The sequence below is a fragment of the Peristeroidobacter soli genome (assembly GCF_004138485.1).
GTDB lineage: Bacteria > Pseudomonadota > Gammaproteobacteria > Steroidobacterales > Steroidobacteraceae > Steroidobacter > Steroidobacter soli.
This window is the reverse complement of sequence record NZ_RYEV01000003.1, coordinates 884,600-906,973: the sequence shown is the minus strand read 5'-3', so window position 1 is coordinate 906,973 and position 22,374 is coordinate 884,600. Positions and strand designations below refer to the sequence as shown.

The 22,374-nt window shown below is 62.9% G+C and carries 16 protein-coding genes; 6 read left to right on the top strand and 10 right to left on the bottom strand.

Annotated elements, in window-relative coordinates:
* The first annotated feature begins 191 nt into the window (after window positions 1-191).
* From EKO19_RS12780 to EKO19_RS12770, 3 genes are all read left to right on the top strand, one after another.
* Window positions 192-1,106, top strand: coding sequence for a serine protease family protein (locus EKO19_RS12780; protein ID WP_129776786.1), 915 nt, complete (start codon window positions 192-194; stop codon window positions 1,104-1,106).
* Between the two features lie 181 nt (window positions 1,107-1,287).
* The gene (locus EKO19_RS12775) at window positions 1,288-1,821 is read left to right on the top strand and encodes a glycine zipper 2TM domain-containing protein (protein ID WP_129776785.1); all 534 of its coding nucleotides are present in this window, start codon (window positions 1,288-1,290) and stop codon (window positions 1,819-1,821) included.
* 162 nt (window positions 1,822-1,983) lie between these two features.
* Entirely contained in the window at window positions 1,984-2,724 is a 741-nt protein-coding gene (locus tag EKO19_RS12770) for an SIR2 family NAD-dependent protein deacylase (protein WP_129776784.1), read from the top strand.
* 61 nt (window positions 2,725-2,785) lie between these two features.
* Here the strand turns inward: EKO19_RS12770 and EKO19_RS12765 are convergent, their stop codons facing one another.
* From EKO19_RS12765 to EKO19_RS12750, 4 genes are all read right to left on the bottom strand, one after another.
* Complete coding sequence (locus EKO19_RS12765; RefSeq protein WP_129777388.1) at window positions 2,786-4,084, bottom strand: amidohydrolase; 1,299 nt, start codon at window positions 4,082-4,084, stop codon at window positions 2,786-2,788.
* 12 nt (window positions 4,085-4,096) lie between these two features.
* A complete protein-coding gene (locus tag EKO19_RS12760; RefSeq protein ID WP_129776783.1) occupies window positions 4,097-5,110 on the bottom strand; it encodes an FAD:protein FMN transferase in 1,014 nt (337 codons plus the stop codon).
* Window positions 5,111-5,172: 62 nt separating this feature from the next.
* Window positions 5,173-9,147, bottom strand: coding sequence for a cache domain-containing protein (locus tag EKO19_RS12755; RefSeq protein WP_129776782.1), 3,975 nt, complete (start codon window positions 9,145-9,147; stop codon window positions 5,173-5,175).
* 161 nt (window positions 9,148-9,308) lie between these two features.
* Window positions 9,309-9,593, bottom strand: a complete 285-nt coding sequence (locus EKO19_RS12750) for a hypothetical protein (protein WP_129776781.1) — start codon at window positions 9,591-9,593, stop codon at window positions 9,309-9,311.
* 254 nt (window positions 9,594-9,847) lie between these two features.
* Here EKO19_RS12750 and EKO19_RS12745 point away from each other — a divergent pair, with 254 nt between their 5' ends.
* On the top strand, window positions 9,848-10,741 hold the full coding sequence (locus EKO19_RS12745; protein WP_157995236.1) for a DUF4382 domain-containing protein: 894 nt from the start codon (window positions 9,848-9,850) through the stop codon (window positions 10,739-10,741).
* Here the strand turns inward: EKO19_RS12745 and EKO19_RS12740 are convergent.
* The 6 genes from EKO19_RS12740 to EKO19_RS12715 form a co-directional block, all read right to left on the bottom strand.
* Window positions 10,722-11,540 (bottom strand): YihY/virulence factor BrkB family protein, encoded by an 819-nt coding sequence (locus EKO19_RS12740; protein WP_157995235.1) that lies wholly within the window; start codon window positions 11,538-11,540, stop codon window positions 10,722-10,724. The two genes, EKO19_RS12745 and EKO19_RS12740, sit on opposite strands and share 20 nt — an antisense overlap.
* Window positions 11,541-11,599: 59 nt before the next feature.
* Window positions 11,600-12,079 carry a pyridoxamine 5'-phosphate oxidase family protein gene (locus tag EKO19_RS12735; RefSeq protein WP_129776778.1) on the bottom strand — a complete coding sequence of 160 codons (480 nt, stop codon included), beginning with the start codon at window positions 12,077-12,079 and terminating at the stop codon, window positions 11,600-11,602.
* Window positions 12,046-12,411 (bottom strand): hypothetical protein, encoded by a 366-nt coding sequence (locus EKO19_RS12730; RefSeq protein WP_129776777.1) that lies wholly within the window; start codon window positions 12,409-12,411, stop codon window positions 12,046-12,048. Before EKO19_RS12730 ends, EKO19_RS12735 begins: the two co-directional genes overlap by 34 nt.
* 148 nt (window positions 12,412-12,559) lie before the next feature.
* Window positions 12,560-15,433: a malto-oligosyltrehalose synthase gene (gene treY, locus EKO19_RS12725; protein WP_129776776.1), complete on the bottom strand. Its 2,874-nt coding sequence runs from the start codon at window positions 15,431-15,433 to the stop codon at window positions 12,560-12,562.
* A complete protein-coding gene (gene treZ / locus EKO19_RS12720) occupies window positions 15,430-17,226 on the bottom strand; it encodes a malto-oligosyltrehalose trehalohydrolase (RefSeq protein ID WP_217705299.1) in 1,797 nt (598 codons plus the stop codon). The genes treY and treZ overlap by 4 nt, the downstream gene beginning before the upstream one ends.
* A gap of 52 nt (window positions 17,227-17,278) precedes the next feature.
* Window positions 17,279-18,298, bottom strand: a complete 1,020-nt coding sequence (locus EKO19_RS12715) for a sugar phosphate nucleotidyltransferase (RefSeq protein WP_129776774.1) — start codon at window positions 18,296-18,298, stop codon at window positions 17,279-17,281.
* Window positions 18,299-18,609: 311 nt separating this feature from the next.
* Between EKO19_RS12715 and EKO19_RS12710 the strand changes: the two genes are divergently transcribed.
* Together EKO19_RS12710 and mdoH are read left to right on the top strand one after the other, a co-directional pair.
* The gene (locus EKO19_RS12710) at window positions 18,610-20,130 is read left to right on the top strand and encodes an OpgD/OpgG family glucan biosynthesis protein (protein WP_157995234.1); all 1,521 of its coding nucleotides are present in this window, start codon (window positions 18,610-18,612) and stop codon (window positions 20,128-20,130) included.
* Window positions 20,115-22,247 (top strand): glucans biosynthesis glucosyltransferase MdoH, encoded by a 2,133-nt coding sequence (gene mdoH / locus EKO19_RS12705; RefSeq protein WP_129776772.1) that lies wholly within the window; start codon window positions 20,115-20,117, stop codon window positions 22,245-22,247. The genes EKO19_RS12710 and mdoH overlap by 16 nt, the downstream gene beginning before the upstream one ends.
* Window positions 22,248-22,374 lie beyond the last annotated feature (127 nt).

The following is a 22,374-nucleotide window of genomic DNA, read 5'->3' as shown; positions in this document are numbered from 1 at the left end:
GAATTTGAGCCGCGTCACGCCTGCGTCGAACTCATCGCCCTAGGCTCGGTCGCAAGGATAGTTGAGGGATCACTGTCCCCGTCCGCAGACAACGGACAGGCCATGGCGATCAGGTGCTTCAGGGCCCGCCCTAAAGCTTGACCCCGCCGAGGCATGCGACCTTCTCCAGCAACCAAGCCACGGTGGTGACCATGCGCGTGAAACTTGCCTCTCTGCCCTCTGCCAGCAACACACGGAAGGGCGCATCGAAACTCGCTCTGGTGACGGGTGCATTGGCGGCGCTGGCATTGATGGGCAATCAGCGCGCGCACGCGGATGCGGCTCTGTGCGGCAAAGGCAGCCAATGCGCGCCGGATCTGTCGTCGCCGGCCGAGAATCAGCATTTTTTCCGCTTTTCCACCGCGCACGACCAGTCCAATCAGCACGAGTCCTTGCGCCGGACGGAAGTGACATCGAAGGATTACGCGTCGTTCAGCGGGGTCGGCGTGATCTCCTGCATGGTCGACGGCAAGCAGCGCACGTCGACGGCGTTTCTGGTCGGCGCATTCGACATCGGCGTCACCGTCGCTCACATGTTTCAGAAGAGCGCCACCGGCGCCGAGCCTTCCGACTGCACTTACAACAGCATCGATTCGGTCGGCCAGGTGCGCGAACGCATTCCGGTTTCGTATGTGAAATCCCAGTGGGATGAAGCCGGCGCCGCTGGCCAGGTCAGCAAGGACTTCGCGGTCGTGCGTTTGAGCCAGCCGTCGCGCTATGCCCAGCGCACCATGCCGCTCGGCCGCTTCTCGGGCTCCGCCGCTTCCGTGGTGATGATCGGCTACAAGAACGACATCGACGCGGACAGCATCAAGCGCAAGGCTCGCGGCACGGTGTATGAGCGCCGCGCGAACGGTATCGTGAATGCCAGCACCGGCGGCTTCACGCACGACCTGGATTCTCGCGACATTTCTCCCGGCGCGCCGTTGATCGATGAGACGACGGGCGTGATCGTCGGCATGCATGCGCAGTCGGCGCACAACACCATGATTACCATGAACGACTGGCTGGAAAAGACACTCAAGAGCGAGATGCAGCAGCAGCGCGAGGCGCGCGTCGCGAACTGAATTCGAATTCGAGACATCCCTTTTCCTGGGCGCCGCGAAGACTTTCCGGCGCCTTTTTCTTTTGCTGTGCGGGCCTCACTGACGCTGTCTGGCGACGGGAACCGACCCCGGGCCCATTTCGTTTAATCTTTGTCCTACACCCTGCGCGTAATCGTCGGCGCGGGCTTGACAGGAGCTTTGCATGAACAAGTCGTTGGTGACGGGTCTGGTGATCGGTGCGGCGGTCGTGACGGCCGGTGCGGCAGTTGCCAATCTGGATATCTTCGATCGCAGCCCCAAATTCGCCCAGGTGCTGAAAGTCGACACCGTGAAGGAAACGACCCGCACGCCGCGGGAAGTTTGCAATGATCACGTCGTTACACATCAGGCGCCCGTGAAGGACGAGAAGCGCATCGCTGGCACCGTGATCGGCGCGGTGGTGGGTGGCGTGCTGGGCAATCAGGTCGGCGATGGCCGAGGCCAGAAGATCGCGACCGCCGCTGGTGCCGCGGCCGGCGGCTATGCTGGAAACAAAGTCCAGCAACGCATGCAGAACGGCAACACATACACAACCACGGAAAAGCGTTGTGAGACCGTGTACGACAGCAAGGAAAAGATCGTCGGCTATGACGTGCGCTACCGGCTCGGCGACAAGGAAGATACCGTGCGTATGGACCGCGATCCGGGCACGCAAATTCCGGTGCTCAACGGCGAATTGCAGCTGGCTCACAACTGATCGCGCGGAACGGAGCCCAGCGCTCAGCCGTTTATATATGCCTGAGCAAGCACAACTTGCTCAGGTGCGTTGGCGGTAGGCGGAACGGGCGGCGCGTGAGAGTATAAAGAGGAACCCCTTCCTCCCACCTCTCAACCGTCGTCCTCCGTCCACCGCTGACTTATGAGCGAACTCAACGATCTGCTCCGCGCCAGCCGGCGCGTCCTCGTCTTCAGCGGTGCCGGCATCAGCACCGAATCCGGTATTCCCGATTTCCGCAGCCCCGGCGGCGTGTGGAGCAAGATCCAGCCCATCTACTATCAGGACTTCGTCGCCTCGGAACATACCCGTCGCCAGGCCTGGCGCCGTCGCTTCAGCAATGCCGACGGTTGGGTCGGCGCGAGGCCGAATCGTGGGCATGCAGCCGTGGCGGAATTGATTCACTCGGGCCGGGCGAGCGTGGTCGTCACCCAGAACGTCGACAACCTGCATCAGACATCCGGTGTGCCGGAAGAAAAGGTCATCGAACTGCACGGCAACTCGACTTACGCGAAATGCCTCAAGTGCCACACCCGCGTCGAGCTCGACGAACTGGAACGTGAGTTCCGGGAGACCAACACCGTCGCGCCCTGCAAGCGCTGCGGCGGCATCATCAAAACCGCCACCATTTCCTTCGGCCAGCAGATGCCCGAGCTGCCCATGCGCCGCGCCCAGGAAGAAACCCTCGCCTGCGATTTGTTTCTGGTCCTGGGCTCGTCGCTGTCGGTGTTCCCCGCCGCCGACTTTCCCGTTCGCGCCAAAAACAACGGCGCGAAACTGGTCATCGTCAATCGGGATCCGACGCCGGTGGACCGGCTCGCCGATCTCGTCATCCATGAAGGGATCGGCGCTACGATGGAAGTGGCGCTGGAGGGCCTGAGCTAGGGCCTGTTAACACTCATTGGATGGGCTGCGACGAGCTATTGCGGTTCAGGGCTAGGCGCGATTACTTCGTCCCCTGCAAATAATCGACGGCCACTGACGCCAGCGCGCGGGTCGCGAATGCGATGCTGGGTTCGTCGATATAGAACAACGGTGAATGATTGCTCGGCGCGGCGTTCGCATCCTGGCCCGGAGGGGTTACGCCGACGTAGAAGAACAGGCTGGGAATCAAGTCCGCATAGTACGCGAAATCTTCCGAGCCGGTGATCAACGGCAGCGTCACAACTTTGTCGTCACCGGCAACCCGCTTGAGTGACGGCAACGCCCGCTGCGTGAGCTGAGGATTGTTCATGACGACGGGGTTGTTGCCCGGGCTGAAGGTGACCTTCGCCTGTGCGCCACTGGACGCGGCAATGCTGGTCGCCGTCTTATCGATGCGCTTCATGATGTCGGCGCGCATGTCCTTGTCGAACGTGCGCAGCGTGCCGCGCATGTCGACGCTGTCCGGGATGATGTTGTGACGAACGCCGCCGTCGAACTTGCCGATGGTCACGACCGCCGGCAGCTGAGTGATATCGATCTGACGGCTGACGATGGTCTGCAGTCCCACGACGATCTGCGACGCCGCGACGATCGGATCGACGCCCGACCATGGGCGCGAGCCGTGCGACTGCCGACCCTGCACTTCGATACGGAACGCATCCGACGCCGCCATGAACGGGCCGGAGCGATAACCGATGACGCCGGTGTTGAGGGTCGACGTGACATGCAGGCCAAACACGGCCTCGGGCTTCACTTCGTTGAACACGCCTTCTTTGATCATCAACCCGGCGCCGCCTTCTTCACCCTCAGGCGCGCCCTCTTCGGCCGGCTGGAAAATGAACAGCACCGTGCCGGGCAGATCCTGTTTCATGCCCGCCAGCATCTCGGCCACGCCCATCAGATTCGCGACATGCGAGTCATGACCGCAGGCGTGCATGACACCGACTTTCTTGCCCAGATATTCGGTCGTCACCGTCGACTTGAACGGCACATCGACCTGCTCCGACACCGGCAAAGCATCCATGTCGGCGCGTAACGCAATCACCGGCCCCGGCTTGCCGCCTTTCAACACCGCCGTGACACCCGTGCGGGCAATGCCCGTGCGCACCGGCAAGCCCAGCTTCTTCAAATGATCCGCGACCAGCTTCGACGTGCGCGTCTCGCGATTGCTCAGCTCGGGATGCTGATGAATATCCCGTCGCCAGGTGATGACCTTGGCCTCCACCTTACCGGCGGCGGCATCGATCTGTGCTCCAGAGACCTGCGCGCCGGCGCTGGTCGCGCCAAACATCGCCGTCATGGCCAGGCTGGTCGGAATCATCCACTTCATGATTTATTTCCTGTCTGACACGTAGGGATCGAACTGGGGCGTGGTCACCGAATACAACCCGGTGCCGCGCGCTTCTATGAACATCACAGGCATCGCCCGCTCGAGCGCCACCTTGCGCCCGGCTGCGGTGCCGAGCACGTTGAACACCTTGGCCCAGGCGTCGACGTGCATCGTGGTCGGGCCGATGACGACGACCGAAGCGAGCGTGTGTTCGACTGGCCGGCCGGTGCGCGGATCGATGGTATGCGAATAGCGATGCCCGTCACGATCGTAATAGTGACGATACTCGCCCGACGTTGTCACCGACGCATCCGCCAGGGCTACGATGGCGTAGGGCTCAGGTTCCGCATCGATGGGGCGCTCCACCGCGATTCGCCAGGGCTCCCCCCGGGCATTCCGGCCCTGCGCCCGCACCTCGCCCCCCAGATCGATCATGAAATCGTTCAGATGCATGCTCCGGAAGCGCTCGGCGATCAGATCGACGGTGTAACCCGGCGCGATGCCGTTGAGATCGACCCGCACCCTGGCATCCGACTTCCGAAGCGCGGGCGGACTCAAGCGCGCCTCCAGCTTTTGATACCCGACCTGCGAGCGCAGTTCGGCGAGCTGCGCTTCATCGGGCAGATCGATGGGCTCACCCGCCTTGCCGAAACCCCACGCGGCGACCAGCGGCCCGACCGTGATGTCGAACATGCCGCCCGATTCCCGGCTGACCTGGAGCGCGAAATCGACCACCTTGGCGAGATCGCCGGAGACCTCGAACCAGTCGGTCGAGGTCGACGCATTGAAGCGGGAGATCTCCGAGTCATCGCGATAGCCCGACATGCTGCGATCGATGCTATCGAGGATCTGATCGGTCGCGACTCGCAACGCGTGGGCATCGATGCCGTCGGGTGCGGACGCCACTTTGATCGAGTACGTCGTTCCCTGGGCCGGCCCGGAGAGGGCCAGTTCCGGGGGCTTGCGCTCGCATCCGCTCATCACTGGTGCAAGCGCCAGCGCCAATATAGCCAACAACGCCCGGTTCGTTCCGATCACACGCCGCCCCGACCATGCACAGGCGGCGAATGGTAGCAGCCTCAGCCGCCGGCGCGCGTTCCCGAGCCGCCGCGAACGAAGTTGAAGGCTTGACCGATCTGACTGAGGAACGCGACCGCACCGGCCAGGATGGCATACACGACTTTGAACTTGTCGCCGCCCGACCAGCTGAACCACAGCACCGCCAGCAACAGCGCCGCCAGCAGAATGCCGGTAAAAATCGAGCGCCAGCGCTTGCCGACGTCCTGGTTCGCATCCTGCCACTGCGCCACTTCTTCGGTGGTCTCGGCGGTGCGCACGAACTTCTCGAAGCTCTCATCCGCGATCTTCGGCCAGGGATCGAGCTGCAACAGTCCGCGTGCCAGCAGCGCTTCGATCACCGTCGTATTGCGCGGATTGGCCAGTCGCCCCCGCGCCAATTCATATAACAGCAAACGTTCGGTCCGGCTGCACAGCTTCCAGGTCCGATGATGATCGACCGTCGCCAGATGCGGGTGCGAACGTGGCACATCCGTGTTCTCGAGGTCCCGACATTCGAACTTCTGCAACACATTGTCCCAGCGCAGCGATTCCTCCACCGCCAAGGCATGCTGTGGCCCGGCTTCTGGATAGCGCTCGGGATGATAGAGCTGCTCGATGGGTGAGCGGCGGCAGAGAATCAATAGCTGCACGTGTGAGTCATCGACCAGCCGTTCCAGCACATCCAGCAGGTCCCGTCGCCGAGCGGCATCGGCGAGCGCGATGTCCAGATTCGTCAGCAACACGCGACCTTCGATGGCGCGGTCAGGCGTCAGTGCGGTATGAAACGATTTCGCCGCGACATTGATGCGAGTGACTTCCGCCTCGCCCGACCGCAACGCTGTCAGCAGCCGGTCCACTTCCTCGCTGGACATCTTCCGCGAATAGAACAGCACTCCGTGATGCGCGCTCGCAGGCACAGTCGCTCGACAGAGTTCCTTGTGCAGGCCGGTTCCCAGCAGGCGACGCGAGATGAAGAACGACAGCATCCACGTCACGAACACCGCAGCCAGCAATGCAAGCACGCTACTGAGCGAGCCGGCGACGCCTTCGAAGCGGCGATCGTCGTCATCATGCGCCGTGTCCCGCCCAGGCGCCGCCTCGGCGCGGATCGTGAAGCTCTGTCCGTTGGTCGTGCGGAACACACATTGCTCCGCTGTGTCCCTCGAATGACACACCGGATTCCAACCATTCATGCGCCCGAGCAACCGGATACGACGCTGCTGAGTCTGCGCCCGCACCGACGCATCCCAGGTCTCACGACGCCAGAAATCCAGATCCCGCCGGGTGATCAGCGTGGCGAGCGGCGGCTCATCGAAAACACAGAGTGCCCAGGTATTCTCCTGGCCCCGGGCGGGCTCGCCTTTGCAGCTGCCCGATGCATACCCCGGCACGGGCATGACATTGGAGGGCCTCGCCAGCTTCGCAACCGGCGGGAAATCATTCTCCCGATCGTCGTTGGACGACAACCAGCGCTGCAGATCGCTGGCGATGACCGCACTGCGTTTTTGCACATCGCGAGCGGCACCCAGCAAGCCATCGCGCAGCAGCCCCTGCACCTGGACATCGTGATAACCCAGCGCCATCCATCCCGCCGGTAGCGCCGAGACCAGCAGCAGCCACAACGTGATACACACGCTGTGAACGCCAAAGCGATGCTGTAACAGGACCGCGCCACTCGCCACCGCCAGCAAGACCCACATGACTCGAGTGATCAGGCTCACCGGCCCATCAGCCCAGATCTCGTAGATCGTCACCAAACAAAGCCCTGCGCCGAATAACGCAACGCCCCAGCGCGCGTAGCTGCAACTCGAACCGCCACGCATCCAAAAGCCCGCGGCGATGCTCAGCACGCTCTTGCGACTCCGCTTCGCCCATAACCCTACGAGCAACCCGGAAGCCGAGAACAACACGAGCAGCGCGCCGGTGTAAGCGGCAAGCGCGGTGAACACCGCATGCCAGGGCAAGTCGCCCACTTCCTTGAGCGAATAGAAGACCACCACGCTCCACGGCGTGTCCTTCATGGGCAAATGGTAGAAACGATGTCCCGCGCCGACATAGTGACCGCTGAAGAACCCGCTCTGCCCCACTTCCGTCAGCGCCAGCAGCTCCGGATTGCGCTCGGTCTCGACGAAAAGATTTTCGGCCAGACTGCGACTGTCATTGCTATGGAACAGCACCAAGCCGTTGTTTCGGTCGATGACCGCGAAGCTCAACAACGGCGGCGACACCGACGCCGACAAACTATGAAAGCTGGCACTGCCCGTCACGATGCCGCAGAAGCCGTCGCTGCATTCGGCGCCTTCCGACCGAGACATGGCGATCTGCAGAACTCGGGCGCCGTCGCTGCCGCTGAACAAACGTTGCGCGACGAAGGAGTCTTTCTTGCCGGTGCCCGGGTCCGAGAACGCCCAGCCTTCGTGTCTCTGCAGCGCCCGGAAGTACTCGCGGTTGTCGTAGCTCGCGTCCGACTTCACCATCGGCGGGTCGTACACGGTGTAGCGATCGCCCTCGCGAATGCCGCGGCTGTCAGTCGCAAACACCGAGGAAAACGTCGTCCAGCTGCGCCACTCACCGGCGCCATCCTTGGGAACATCGATCACACAGGTCCGATCCTGCTGCTTGTTACAAGCGCCGACGCGACCTGTCACAAAGCCATTCTCTTGCGAGCGGATCGGAATGGCGACCGGACCGGAGGGCCGCGACGGCCGGTACAGCGCTCGATACTGATCGAGCAGCACGCGCCCTTCCTGCAGCTCACGATTCAACGTCGTGTCGATCTGCTGTGCATATCTGGACGCTCCGGCATCGACCCACGACAACAGACTTTGATAACTCCAGACCCACACCGCCGCGATGGCCAGCACTGCCGGAATCAGCACCACCGACGCGAGGCACGCCACCGCCTCACTCCACGCGATCGTGTCGTCCGGCGATTTGGAGCGCAGATTCGCCAACGGCCAGACCAGGAAAGCCAGCAAGGTCAGAATGGTGAGCAGAAAGCGCCCGCCCGGCTCCATCGAGCTCGCCAGTTCAGCGCGCAGGTCCTCACGCTGCAAGCCGACCAGATACAACCGTTCCTCACGCAGCGCCGGCTTGCCCTCCTCCTGCTCCTGATAGATGCCAATACGAGGCTGAACGGCGCGTACGAACGCGCGGTAGTTGTCGCCCGCGATCGTGGTCGTCAGTACGTCCGGTTGCGTCGGCAGCGTGGCGGCTTTGTTATCAGTGGCAGTGTCACTGGAACGCAATAGTGTGGCGACGTTTGTCACACCCAGCCGTCGCATCTTCACCGTATGCAACGGCAGAGTCGGCGACGCCGCTTCGACCTGACGGGGCACCGTTGCGATGACCGTGCCATCGCCCAATGCGACCAGCACTTCATCGAAGAACGTCTGCGAGACGAACGATTCCACCGTCTCGCCCACCGAGCCCTGGAACGATGCGGTGAGAACCCGCCCCTCGCTACGCGACGGCAATTCGATGGCGCACGAGAAGGCTGTGAAAGGCACGCCCGGCTCGTGGATCTGCAAGGTCATGCCATGACGATTGGTCTGGCCACAGGCGCGAGCGAACAGATTCTTGTCGACGTTGGCGATGCCGACCTTGGGTCCCTGCAGCGCCAGGCGGCGCTGATAACTGTCACGTCGATCGCCGCATGACCGGCTCGACGGCGACTGACCGGCAAATTCCAGGAGGCATTGCTGACTGACCAGCTCCGTCGGCAACAATCGCAATTGATTGGCGAGCGTGCGCTGCAGGTTGTCCAGCTGGCTGCCGAATTCGTCCAGCACCCGGAAGGCGCGCTCCTTATGAAATGCCGTCGCGCTGACGAAGCGAAACACATAGGAGCCCGCGGCCACCAGCAACACGATGCTGGCCACCACGAACAACAATTGCGCGAGAGGCAGTCGCCGCGAGCGTCGACTGCCGCCGCGAACTGCAAAGTTGGCGGGACTGGTCGCGTTCGCCGAATTGTTTTGACTGGCGGCTTCCAAGGATGGAGGGCCTCGAGGGCAGGAAGCAAACAAAGTCAGGAGAAGCCGCGACTGGCTGCGACGTGCGTCCGAGCGGGAGGAGAACGGATCGCGCGCTAATGCGGTGGCATCCAGCCAGCCGCGGCTTCAAACCGATGAAGGCGCAAGGCTCGAATCGATTCTCAGCGCGGACAGGCTTCGCGCCCATTGACCATAAGGTCAGAAGTGGGAGGTTCGGCCGCAACGGCCGCTTCATTCGCATCGGCGCGCGTGTTCACATCGGCGCAGTCGGCGATGCTGGCAGCACCGGCGGGCTGAACGGCGGGCGGCGCCACCGGAACGACCGCTTCGATCGGTACCACAGGGGCGGGGGCGGGCCGCTCTTCCATGGCGGAACGGTTGAGCATCGCCGCGAGCAGAAAACTGCCGCAGATCATCAACCCGCCGACGACGACACCCCGTTCCACGATTCCTCAGCCTCCACAGGTCCGTGGCGCAGAGTATTGGCGGGTGCATTGGCTGTGATGTGTCCTTTCGGGCAGCCGGGCCGCCTGGCCGAGGGACCTTCGGTAAGCCACAATCACCTTGGGCGGTGGCCGTTGTGGGCGAACGACAGGGACGGGAACTTTGTTGCGTCCGTCCGTGACCAAAAGCGGGACTCCTGCATCAGAATCAGGGATGCTTGCGAACAATGGACTCGATGGTGCGCTTCATGGCTTTTATGCAACGTTCAGCTTGGTGGCGGTTCAGCCTGGGTCGCGGCGGCTTGATCCGTCTGAGCGCTGTGGGCGTGTTGGCTCTGCTCGCCGGCTGTCAGGGCCAGGTCACCACTGACCTGGCCACCGAGCTGCCGGCCGATCCGAACATCGACCAGGTGGTCGCTTACATCCGCGGGGTGGAGTTCTCCACCAGCGGCGGCGGCACCAAGACCCTGGAGTTCAACAGCAGCGAACAACTGGACCTGATCAATCTCGCCGACGACACCGGCGTGCTCCGCCTGTTCACCAGCGAGGATCTCGGAGACGGCAGCTACACCGGCGTGCGTCTGCTGTTCGACGCGGACCATGCCGACGATGCCTTCGTCACCAACGCAGCCGGCACGCAGTACCAGTTGAACATAGCCGAGGGCGACTACGCGCCGTTGAGCTTCAGCATCGACAACAACTCGAACAGCAACGACTCGTTCACGCTCCTGCTCGATCTGCGCAAGTCGCTCAGCTACGACGAGGATAATCGGGAGTACAACCTCACGCCGATGCTGCGCGCCGTGGACACGAATGAGATGAGCCGCATCGAAGGTAATGTGAGCGTCACCTGCCCGACCGGCACCACGCTGGCGCGCGGCGCGGTTTATTTATTCCAAGGGCGGGACGTCACTCCCGACGACATCGATGGCTCCGGCGTCGAACCGTTCGCCACCGCGCCCGTCTTCACCGCGTCCAGCGGCGGCACCTTCTTCTACGCGCTGCGCTATCTGCCGGCGGGTGATTACACCCTGGCAGTCACGTGTGACGGCAATGACGAAGACCCCACGACCGATGAGGACCTGCGGTTCCGCAATGCCGTCAACATCAACCTCGATGACAAGGAAACGATCACGCGCGATCTGCCTTGACCGCATTTTCCTTCACACCGCCGGCACAAGCAGTGAACTCCGCGCCCAACAGAAAGATCTGCGCGGAGTAATACAACCAGAGCAGCATCGCGGCGAACGATGCTGCCGCACCGAAAGCCGACGGCTGCGTCGACTTCGCGAGGTACAACCCGATCATCCATCGACCGAGATGAAACAGCAGCGCCGTCACCACCGCGCCGATCAGCACGGGGCGCCAGGGCAACCGTTTCGATGGCAGATATCGGTAGATCAGGGCGATCAGCCCCGCCACCAGCGTCAGTGAGATCGCGAAATCGAGCACTGCCGCCAGAACGACGAGCTCGGCGAAGCGGGCGGCGATGAGAACGCGCAACGACGCAAGGGCGGACGTGACCGACAAGGACACCAGCAGCAGAAATCCCACCGCCAGAATCACGCCGAACGACAGGATCCGGACTTTCACCCAGCCCCAGACGCCTTTGGGCGCGAGCGACTGCGCGTTCCAGATGGTGTCGAGCGCTTCCTCCAGCGCCGCGAACACCGTCGTCGCGCCCACGATCAAACTGACGATGCTGATCGCGGCCGCGGCGATGCCTTCGGACTCCTGGGACTGTTTCATCGCCTCCAGCAGGACGCCCGCCGTGGCGTGCCCGAACAGTTGGGTCAACGTATCTCTGAGTTGGCCGTAAGCGACCTCCGTCCCGACGATCCAGCCAGCGACACTGAGCAGAATGATTAGCAGCGGGGCCAGCGAAAAGGCGCTGTAAAAGGCAAGCGCGGCGCCTGCCGCGGACGACCGGTCCGTGACCCAACTGGTCACCGCGCACTTGGTCAAATTCCAGAGCTCAGCCGCCACGTCAAGCCGGAACGCAGCTGACGTTACATAGTCAACTTGCGATTATCGCCGAGGGGCGTGCGTTTGCCGGTCACTGCCGCCTTGGCGACGCCGAATAAATACGCCGTCTTGCCGGGCGACGTCCAATACTCGGCTCGCTCCGCATGCACACGTAGCAGCGCCAGTTTCGGCGAGTCCGGTCCGTCGGGAAACCAGGGCTTCGCGAATGCCGTCCACAAATCGTGGATACGGCGGCGATCGTTGACGATGTCCGCCGTGCCCGACACGGCAACATAAGCATCCTTGCCTGTATCCGCGAACGCCACGCTGGCGCGCACATCGTGCATGACTTCATCGACCTTCGCCGAATCGATGGCCGTGTAGAACCAGAGCTGACCGTCGTTCTCGTAGGCCAACGAAGCCAGCGGCCGCGTGTGCAACGTTCCATCCGGCCCCACGGTGGTCACCATGGCAACGCGGATATCCTTGATCAGCTCACCCAATTTCTCGAACTCGGCTTGCATGAAGTGTCTCCTGTGCGCGCAATATCCAAGCAATCGCGCACCATCAGCCAAGGTTCCGAAGGAGTCGTTCGCCATGGGAACACGTCATCGAGTTGCGGACAGTCGCGCACTTGGTTGGGCGGCATTACCACCTGTTCCATCTGCGCGACGCGCGCGCGGACACCCTCCAGGCGTACCACCGAATCATTCAACAGACGCCCGATGACCAGCGCCACGTCCGCGTGCATGGGCGAATCATCATCGTCCGCGTATAGCAGGACATCGTTCAAACATCGGACCATGGCATGGATTTGCATGAGCTCGACGCGCTCGTGCTCGATCAGCTCGGACAACGTGGCTGTATCAGACATGAGATCCTCCGCGGTGGGTTGGGCTCGAGGCGAGTGAGCGGAGCATACGCAGGCGCTTCGCGACTGTATATATAAACAGACCCGATCGCCCCATTTTTATTCTGGCCCGACTCCGCGCGTTACGCGCGCGTCAGGTGCCGTGAGGAGCTGTCGCGGAAGTCAGCACTGCAAATGGGAATGTAGATAAAACATCCGCGACACGCACCGCGGAGTCGTCACCGCTTGTTCGCGACACCTGAGCCGTCAGCACGTCGCGCAGTTCGGCATTTGCTGCTGCGCCGATCAGAACTCTGGTATCACCCCAGACATTCCCCAGAGGCAGACGCGTCTCGCCTGCCGTCAGACGGGCCGACCAACGCGGCACGATGACCACGCAGCTGCGCCCTTCATGGGTACGCGCGAAAGCAAATACGTGCTCTTTCTTCTCCCCCTCCACCTGCAACGGCTGATAGGCGCCCAAGGCGAACAGCGCCGCGTCGGAGGCGCGTAGCTGTAAGAGCTTCGACGTTACATACAGCTTGGCCCGCGCGCCGTCGGAGTCCTCGAGCATCGCGCGCACATCCGAAACATTCGAGACCGACTCCAATTGCGCAGCCGCCGCGGTGAAATCCACGGGCGCGCGATTGTCAGGATCGACAAGCGTGAACGTTGGCAGCTCGGTGCCCTGATAGAAGTCGGGTACCCCCGGCGAGGTGATCTTCAACACCGTCGTCACCAGCGAATTGATTCGCCCGAAGAAGGTCACCGGCACGACGAACGATGCGAGGTCGCGCAGAAAGGCGTTGCGGTCCGGATTGCTCAACAGCTGCACGATGAAATCGCTCACCGCCGCTTCATAATCGGCATTCGGATTGATCCATGACGTCGAACGCTTCGCCTCGCGCCCCGCCTTCATCATGTACGCCTGCAAGCGCTCGATCAGTTGATCGGTCGGCAACCCCGGCGACCACAGTCCGGCCAGCGTCTGATACAGCAGATACTCGTCTTCGCGATCCGGCGCCGGCGCATCGTCGAGCTGACGGCGCTTGTTCCGATTCAGCTGAGACCAGCGCGACAGATGCTGTTTCCACAGATCCGGCAGCTCGCTCAGCACGGCGATACGGGCGCGCACGTCTTCGCTTCGTTTGGTGTCGTGAGTCGAAGTCGCCAGCATCGAGTGCGGCCACAGCCGGGCGCGCTCCAGATTGGCCTGATGCAACGCCGTCGACGACACGCCGAAACGACTGGGATCGCCGCCGACCTCATTCAAGCAGATCAGGCGATTGAAACGATAGAACGCCGTGTCCTCGACGCCTTTGGCGGTCACGGGCGCAGTGACCTGCTGAAACTTCATCGCGAACTCCAGCATGGCCTGACGATGCGACGGCATGCGACCGTCCGCGGCCGTGCCCAACAACACATCGCGAAGAAAGTCGAACACACTCAACTCGGCACCGGTACTACGCCGGCGCGCGAGGCCCGTCGCCCAATGAACGATCCGGCGATCCTCGTCGCCGATGCCGCGCGGAGATATATAAGTGCGATACACCGGAAAGCAGGCGATCACTTCCCGAATCGCCTCGCGCAATGCCGCCCGCGTGAAATCCGCCGTGTGGCGATCCAGATGAGCGATGCGATCCAGCTGGGTCGCGAGCACTTCGACTTCGGCGGCCAGCGATGAACGCATCACCAATCGCTTGCTCTCATACGCCAGTGTCTCGAACGACGCCTCATTCTCGGTGAAGGCGCGATAGCGTCGAGTCATGCGCGACTCTTCATCGCCGCTGACCAGCCAGGTCGTCTGCAACGCCGCGTAGTCATAGCCGGTCGTGCCATGAACCAGCCACGACTCGGGCAGACGCTCATGCGCGGCCAGGATCTTCTCGGTCACGACATACAACGACCGCTGCCCCGGCCCACCGCCGAAGCGTTCCTGCAGCCACAGGAAATATTCTTCGGGATCGTACAGGCCGTCGGAGTGATCGATGCGCAGGCCGTCGATACTGCCGGCATCGATCAGCTCGAAAATCAGCCGATGAGTCACATCAAAAACGCTGCGCTCGTTCATGCGCAGCGCCGCCAGATCGTTCACATCGAAGAACCGACGGTAATTGATCTCGTCGACGGCAACGCGCCAGTACGACAGACGATAGGCCTGCGCCTCCAGCAGCGCGTCGAGCGCATCGAAGCTCTCGGCCTCTGCCGTCGTACCGTTGATCCTGGTCACACTCTCGTTGATATGACGCAGAACCTCGGGGCTGCGTTCGATCAAGCGCGCGAGGCGTCGCTTGTGGGCTTCCTTATCGCGATAACGCACGGCCACCGCATCCGCCGAGGTATCGGCGCGCGGCGGCAGATTGCTGAAACTGGTGAGCAGGCTCTCGAAGTCGCCGCGATGCGCGTCATCTTTCGGCAGCAATGTTTCTGCGATCGGCTGCGAGAAGATTCTCGAATACTCGCGCGGATCGATCGGCAACCGATGATCGTGATAACGCAGCGAAAAGCTGCCGGCCGCCGCGTCGAACTCGAGCTGCAATTCACCGCGCTCCAATACCACGCCATAGGAGTCGCCCAGCACCGGCACGAGGATGCGATCGCGCATCGAGCCGCGGTTTGGCCGCCAATCGATGTCGAAGTGAAAGGCGCAGCGCGCGGCCGGCCCGTTCTCCAGCACGTCCAGCCACCAGACATTATCGTTGCCCATCACGCCCAGGTGATTGGGCACGATGTCGACGATCAACCCCAGGCCCTGCTCGTGCAGCTGCTGCACGAACCGGTCGAAATCTTCACGCGTGCCCAGCTCCGGATTGAGCTGCGAGTGATCGACCACGTCATAGCCGTGCATGCTGCCTGGACGCGCCTTGAGAATCGGCGATGCGTAAACGTGGCTGATGCCGAGCCGCGCGAGATACGGAACGATGCGGGCCGCGTCGTTGAACGTGAACCGATGATTGAACTGGAGTCGATAGGTGGCGCGAGGGACTTTGAATCTCGCACCCCGCCCGGTGGCCACCAGCGCGTTCATGACGCTCCCAGCGACACCCTGACTTCCCAACCGGCAAGCGCTTCATCACGCAAGGACGAACCCGCGGTGGAATACCAGAGGTTCGTGGCACGAGGCACCGGCTTCGGCGTGTCACCGAAGTTCGCCTGCATCACCAACGCGCGACCGCGACTCATGGGCCACGTGACCGTGAGCAAGTGATCGTCGGTTGTGTAGCGCGCGGTCCCGGGAACGATCTCGGGAATCAGCCGCACCAACTTCGCGGCACGCACACTCAGCAGCTCCTGCGTATACGCCAGCCATTCGCGATGAGGCGCATGAGCAATGTCTTCCGCGTCGAGCTGACTGGTCAGGAAAGTGTCCTCGGCATTCGGATCGGGAATCTGTTCGCGCCGCTGCTCATCCGCGAACACGCCGAACGCGGCGAACTCATTGCGCCGGCCGTCGCGAATGGCTGTCGCCAGGTCACCCTGATAATCGCAGAAGTACAGAAACGGCTGGGCGGCGCCATATTCCTCGCCCATGAACAGCATGGGGATCTGCGGAGCCAGCAACAGAACCGCCAGGCCGGCGCGCAGTTTTTCGCGGGGCGCGAGCTGCGTCAGTCGTTCACCAAAGGCACGATTGCCGATCTGGTCGTGATTCTGGATGAAGCTCACGAATGCGGTCGGCGGCAGCGAGGCGCTGCGCTCGCCGCGAGCGTGACCGTCCGTCTGATAAACCTCGCCCTGATAAGCAAAGCCTTCGGCGAGCACGCGACCGAGCTGCTCGAGAGTGCGCTCGGCATGATTGCGATAGTAGCCATCGCGCTCGCCGGTCATCAGCACGTGCAGCGGATGATGAAAATCGTCATTCCACTGCGCCACCATGGTGCGGCCTTTGCGCCCCAGTCGCCGCGCCTCGTTGTGATGATTTTCCAACACGACATGCACATAGCGCTCGCTGCCAGGACCGCTTTGCACGCTATCCACCAGCTCGTCGATGAAATGAGTGTCGCCTTGATCGAACATGGCATGCACGGCGTCGACCCGCAGACCGTCAAAGCGATATTCGCTCAGCCAGTACAACGCATTCTGGATGAAGAACTGGCGCACGACGGGATGTGAGAAATTGATGGCGCTGCCCCACGGCGTGTGCTGCGCCGAAGTGAAAAAATCCTCGGCATAACGGTGCAGATAATTGCCTTCCGGCCCGAAGTGGTTGTAGACCACGTCGAGCAACACCATCAGCCCCCGCTCGTGCGCGGCCTGCACGAAACGTTTCAAGTCTTCCGGCCGACCGTAACCCGGCTGCGGCGCATATAACAACACGCCGTCGTAGCCCCAGCCGCGCCGTCCGGGAAAAGTATTCAGCGGCAACAATTCGATGGCGGTGATGCCGGCCTTGGCGAGGTCGTCCAGGCGCGCGATCGCGGCGGCGTAGGTGCCCTCGCGTGTGAAAGTGCCCACGTGCAATTCGTACAGGACGGCTTCGTGCCACGGCCGGCCCTGCCAACGCAGGTCACGCCACTGATACGAATGGGGGTCCAGAACTTCGCCGGGGCCAGTGACCCCGTCGGGCTGGAATCGGGAAGCGGGATCGGGCACATCGAGCTCATCGTCGATGCGCAATCGATAGCGGCCACCCGCGCCGAAGCCGCGAGCCAATGTTTCGAACCAGCCGTCGCCGGCCGCCGCAAACTGTTGTCGCGACGGCGTGCCATCCCTGGCATCCATCAGCAGATCGACCCGTCGCGCACCGGGCGCCCAAAAGCGGAACAGGGTCCCATCAACGCCGAGCCGCGGGCCGAACTGCCACGAAATGTCTTTGCTCACAGCAGCTCCCTCGCGCGCCTGCCTGCCCTCCTTGCGGATCGCAGGACTGAAATCAGACCATTGCGCCGGACAAGGAGCGCTCGAAGTGCGCGTGCCGGGCGGCGAGATTGATATAGCCGGAAACATCGGCCTGCCAAGCGCCCCGTTCGCCGGTCAGCCTGCGCACCGTCTCGCCGACTCGATGCGGCGTGCCCAGATCGCTCCAGCCACACGCCGGCACGGGCAGCACGCACAGTGACGACTCACGGCCTTCCAGCAGGTCGCGTGAGAAGTCCAGGTCCGGCAGACGCGTATACATATCGACGATGGCCGGCCAGCCGCCCGCCGAGCGATGCTGGAGCGCGCTGCCGACGATGACTTGCATCTCCATGACGGTCGGCGCGAAGCGCGGCAGGAACAGATTCAGCAGCGCACGGGCCGACGCCGCAATAATAAAGGTGTTCCACAGGCCGCCGGCGCGCACGATCTGGGCTGCCACAGTCAGCTCGGGTTTTTCCATGAAGCGCGCCACAGTCCGGCCACCGAATTCGTCGGCCGCGCCCGGCACGATGTAGCCCAGCTCGCTATCCGGCTCATCGGGGTGCAGTCCCAGCAGCACCGGTCGATCAGGACAGCGCGAGACATGTTCCATGGCTGCCGCCAGCGACCGTTGCAGGACGGATTCCTGGGCCACGTAGTGATCCGAAGGTAACAACAGCACCTGCGCGTCCGCGTCCTGGCTTAAAATATGGATCAGCGAGTAGAGGATGCCGATGGCCGTGCCGCGATTGCTCGGCTGCACGATCAGATTCGGCTGCGGCAGCGAGGTGAGCGCCGGCACGTTCGACCACCAGCGATGGTGCTGTTGGGCAACGATGGCGCAGATCCGCTCCGGCGCGACCAAAGATCGGGCACGCGTCACGGCGTCTTCCACCAGCGACTGGCCACCACTCAGGGAGCAGTACTGTTTGGGCACCGGCGTGCCGCAAGGCTGGGTCGTCAACGCGCGCAACCGGCTGCCTTCGCCCGCCGCCAGAACTAATGCCCAATGGTTGGAATGGCCACGATCCGGGGCTCGCGACGCGTCGGTCATGCTGGTCTCCGATAAGAATGCGGTACGAACGGGTAGGCTGGTAGAGTGTCGATGTTGTGGTAAAGCCACGAGCGAACATCGCTGCGTCTAATACGCGGCGAAGCGACGCGGTTCCGCGACAGTGATGAAATCTGGAACCGTGGCATCGGGAAGCGCGTAGACATGAACGTATGTGAACGCTGCTCGCGCCGCGGCCTTTGAACCAGGAACGATCGAGTCGGATGAATTCAGGCGAGTCAGCAAATTCTCGGGGCCCCGGCGTCCCGCCCCTCCCGCGCACACGAGCTCCGCTGCTGCCGTCGCAGAAAGTCATGCGCCGCTATTGGCTGTTGATGCTCGCGATCACTTTCTCGTGCGTGGCCGGCGCCGCTTCGGTAAAGCCCGCGGCCGACACGACGCGCACCGCCAGCTATAAATTCACACCGGCCACCGTGGTCGATCTGGCGAAACGAACCGCCGCGGCCGCGTATGTGCCGCGCCGGCTGGAAGGCAATCCGGCGCTTCAGCAGCTCAGCTACGATCAATATCGCGACATCCGGTTCCGGCCGGACCTGGCGCTGTGGCGGAACGAGCAGGTGCCGTTCCGGGTGGAGCTGCTGCCGGCGGGTTTTTTGTTTCAAACACCGGTGAAGGTGTCGGCAGTCGAAAGCGGCATGGCCCGGGATCTGACCGGTACGCCGGACCTGTTCTGGCTCGGGCCGCATGTCGAGAAGCAGCTCGCCAATCAAACCTTGCCGCTGTCGGGCTTTCGCGTGCGCACGCTGCTCAATTCCCGCTCGGTGTGGGATGAATTCATGGTGTTCCAAGGCGCCTCCTATTTTCGCGCCGTGCCTCGTGGCGGCCAGTACGGTCTGTCGGCCCGCGGCCTGGCGATTCGTACGGCGCATCCGGCTGGCGAGGAGTTTCCCGCCTTCACCCAGTTCTGGATTGAACGTCCGGGCGCAAATTCCTCCGGTATCGTCGTGCACGCCTTGCTCGACAGCCCGTCCACCACCGGCGCCTATCGGTTCTCGATCCAGCCCGGCACCGAAACCGTCATGGACGTGGACGTAACGCTGGTGCCGCGCGTTGACCTCGACAACATCGGTCTAGCGCCACTCACATCAATGTTTCTGTTCGATGAATCCGAGCGCACCCGCATCGACGACTTCCGCGACGAAGTGCATGACTCCGACGGTCTGCAAGTGGTCACTGCGTCGGGCGAACGTCTGTGGCGGCCGTTGCGCAATCCGACCGAGCTGCAAGTGTCGGCGTTCACCGCCGAAGCGCCGCGCGCATTCGGTCTGATACAGCGCTCCCGCCGGGTCAGCGACTATCGCGACTTCGAAGCCAAATACGAGCTGCGGCCGAGTGCCTGGATCGAACCGACGTCCGACTGGGGCAAAGGCTCGGTGGATCTGGTGGAGATCCCGACCGAGAACGAGACCAACGACAACGTCGTGGCGTTCTTCCGTCCCCACTACGTATTGCCAGCGGGCAAACCATGGCATGCGTCATATCGCGTTCGCTGGAATGCCACGCCGCGCATCACCCCTTCGCTGGGGCGCGCCACCGCCACGCGCAGCGGTCCGACGATCGACGGCAAGCGCCGGATCTTCGTGATCGACTTCGCCGGCGCCGGGCGTAACATCGAGGACCTCAAGCTCGATGTGGGCGCCTCAGCGGGCAAACTGTCGCACCCGACGTTGCAACAGAATCCGCTGACCAAGGGCGTCCGCGCCAGCTTCGAGCTGGATCCGGCCGGCGCCAATCTGGTCGAATTGCGATTGCGGCTGTTGCGCGCCAATCGTCCCATTACCGAAACCTGGCTTTATCGATGGACGGCCAGCTGAAATCTCCAACGACTCCCACCGAAGGCCGCGACGTAGTTCGCGGCGGCATGCCGTTCGAACGGCCGATCGATATGCCCGTGCAGGACTTGCGGCGCTCGCCGCAGGTGGTGCGGGCGCTCGGGCCGGCACCGATCCGGGCAATATTTGCACGCGCCATCGTGATTCTTGGCACGCTCGGGCTCACCGGCTACGCCCTGTTCGAAATGCTGGGCATCGTCGAATTCTCGAAGATGACCATCCTGCAAGGCGTGATGGTTTTCTTTTTCACCGTCACGTTCGCCTGGATTGCCTTCTCAGCGGCGTCGGCTATCGCCGGCCTGCTGGTGCCCATCCATATTCCCAAGACCCAGGCGAACCTGGCCGGCTCGCGCACCGCGCTGCTGATGCCCATCTATAACGAGGACCCGACCCATACGACCTCGGCGCTGCAGGCGATGGCCGAGGCACTGGCGCAAGCCGGGGCCGCGCAACACTTCGAGATCGTGATCATCTCGGACTCGACGCAGGTCGATCCGTGGATCAATGAATCGATTGCCGTCGACCGGCTGCGGCGCGAGCTGCGCAACGTCATGCCGGTCTGGTATCGGCGCCGCTGGCACAACACCGGTCGCAAAGCCGGCAACGTCGAGGAGTTCGTCAAGCGCTGGGGCGGGCGTTACGACTATATGATCGTGCTGGACGCCGACAGCCTGATGTCGGCGGAGACGCTGGTCGAGCTGGTTCGTCGCATGCAGGGCGACGCGCACCTCGGCATCCTGCAGACCGTGCCGATGTTGCAAGGTCATTACAGTCTGTTTTCTCGCATCCAGCAGTTCGCCGGTCGCGTGTACGGCGGCGTCATCGCGCGCGGTGTCGCGACCTGGTCGGGCAACGAAGGCAACTACTGGGGCCACAACGCCATCATTCGCGTCCAGGCGTTCGCCGAAGCCTGCGGCATGCCGCAGCTGCCGGGCCGCAAGCCGTTCGGCGGTCACGTGATGTCGCACGACTTCGTCGAAGCGGCGTTGATGCGCCGGGCCGGCTGGAAAGTTCGCATGGCGCCGGACCTCGACGGCTCGTGGGAGGAAAGCCCGCCGTCGTTGATCGACGTGGCGGTCCGCGACCGCCGCTGGGCGCAGGGCAACCTGCAGCACTCCAAGATCATCGGCTCCGACGGGCTGTCGACCATCAGCCGCGGTCATTTCTTCATCGGCATCATGAGCTATCTGTCCTCGCCGCTGTGGCTGCTGCTGCTGATGGTGGGCTTCGCGCTGACCCTGCAGGCGACCCTGATCCGTCCCGAATATTTCAGCCGCAGTTTCCAGCTGTTCCCCGACTGGCCGAAGTTCGACGCGCCCCGCATGATGCAGCTGTTCGTCTTCACCATGGCCGTGCTGTTCATTCCCAAGGTGCTGGGCATGTTGCGGTCGTTGTTCAACAGCAAGATCCGCAAGGGCTGCGGCGGCTTCCTCGGCGTCATCGTCAGCACGGTGTTCGAGACCCTGCTGTCCGCCCTGTACGCCCCCATCATGATGCTGGTGCAGACCCAGCACGTCATCGAAATCTTGACCGGCCGCGACTCCGGTTGGAATGCACAACGTCGACGCAGCGACTCGACGGCCTGGAGCGAGTCGGCGCGCATTCATTGGGTGCACGTGGTGATCGGCGTACTCACCTGCATCGTCGCTTATCTGATATCACCTACATTGCTGGCCTGGCTGACGCCCACGCTGGCCGGTCTGTTGCTGGCCATCCCGTTGTCGAAGATGAGCGGCAGCGTGCTCGCCGGTCGCGTGATGTATTCGCTGGGCCTGCTGCGCACACCGGAAGAGAAACAGGCGCCGCCTGTCATCAAGCGTCGCGACGAATTGCTCGCTCAAGCCAAGGAGCCGGCGCGCGAGGGGTTGCGGTTGCTGGCTACCGATCGTCAGGCTCGTTACGCGCACATCACGGGCAACTTGCCACGCCCCGCCGAATCGCGCGGCCATCCAGATCCGCATCGACTCACCGCCGAACAGAAAGTGCACGACGCGGCCACGCTCAACGAAGCACTCGCGTGGCTCGGGCCCGCCGAAAAAGTGCACGTCGCGGGCGACCCTCGCATGCTCGAGCGCCTCGCCGAGCTGCCGGAGAACTAACATTTGATACATCGCTCGCGGGCTCGCGAGCGATTTCCGTCCTTGCTCCGCTTTCACGGTTGCTGCTCAGGAACTTCACCGATTGGCAAGTCATTGCTTCAGCGAGCCCGCTTATAGGAGCAAGCAA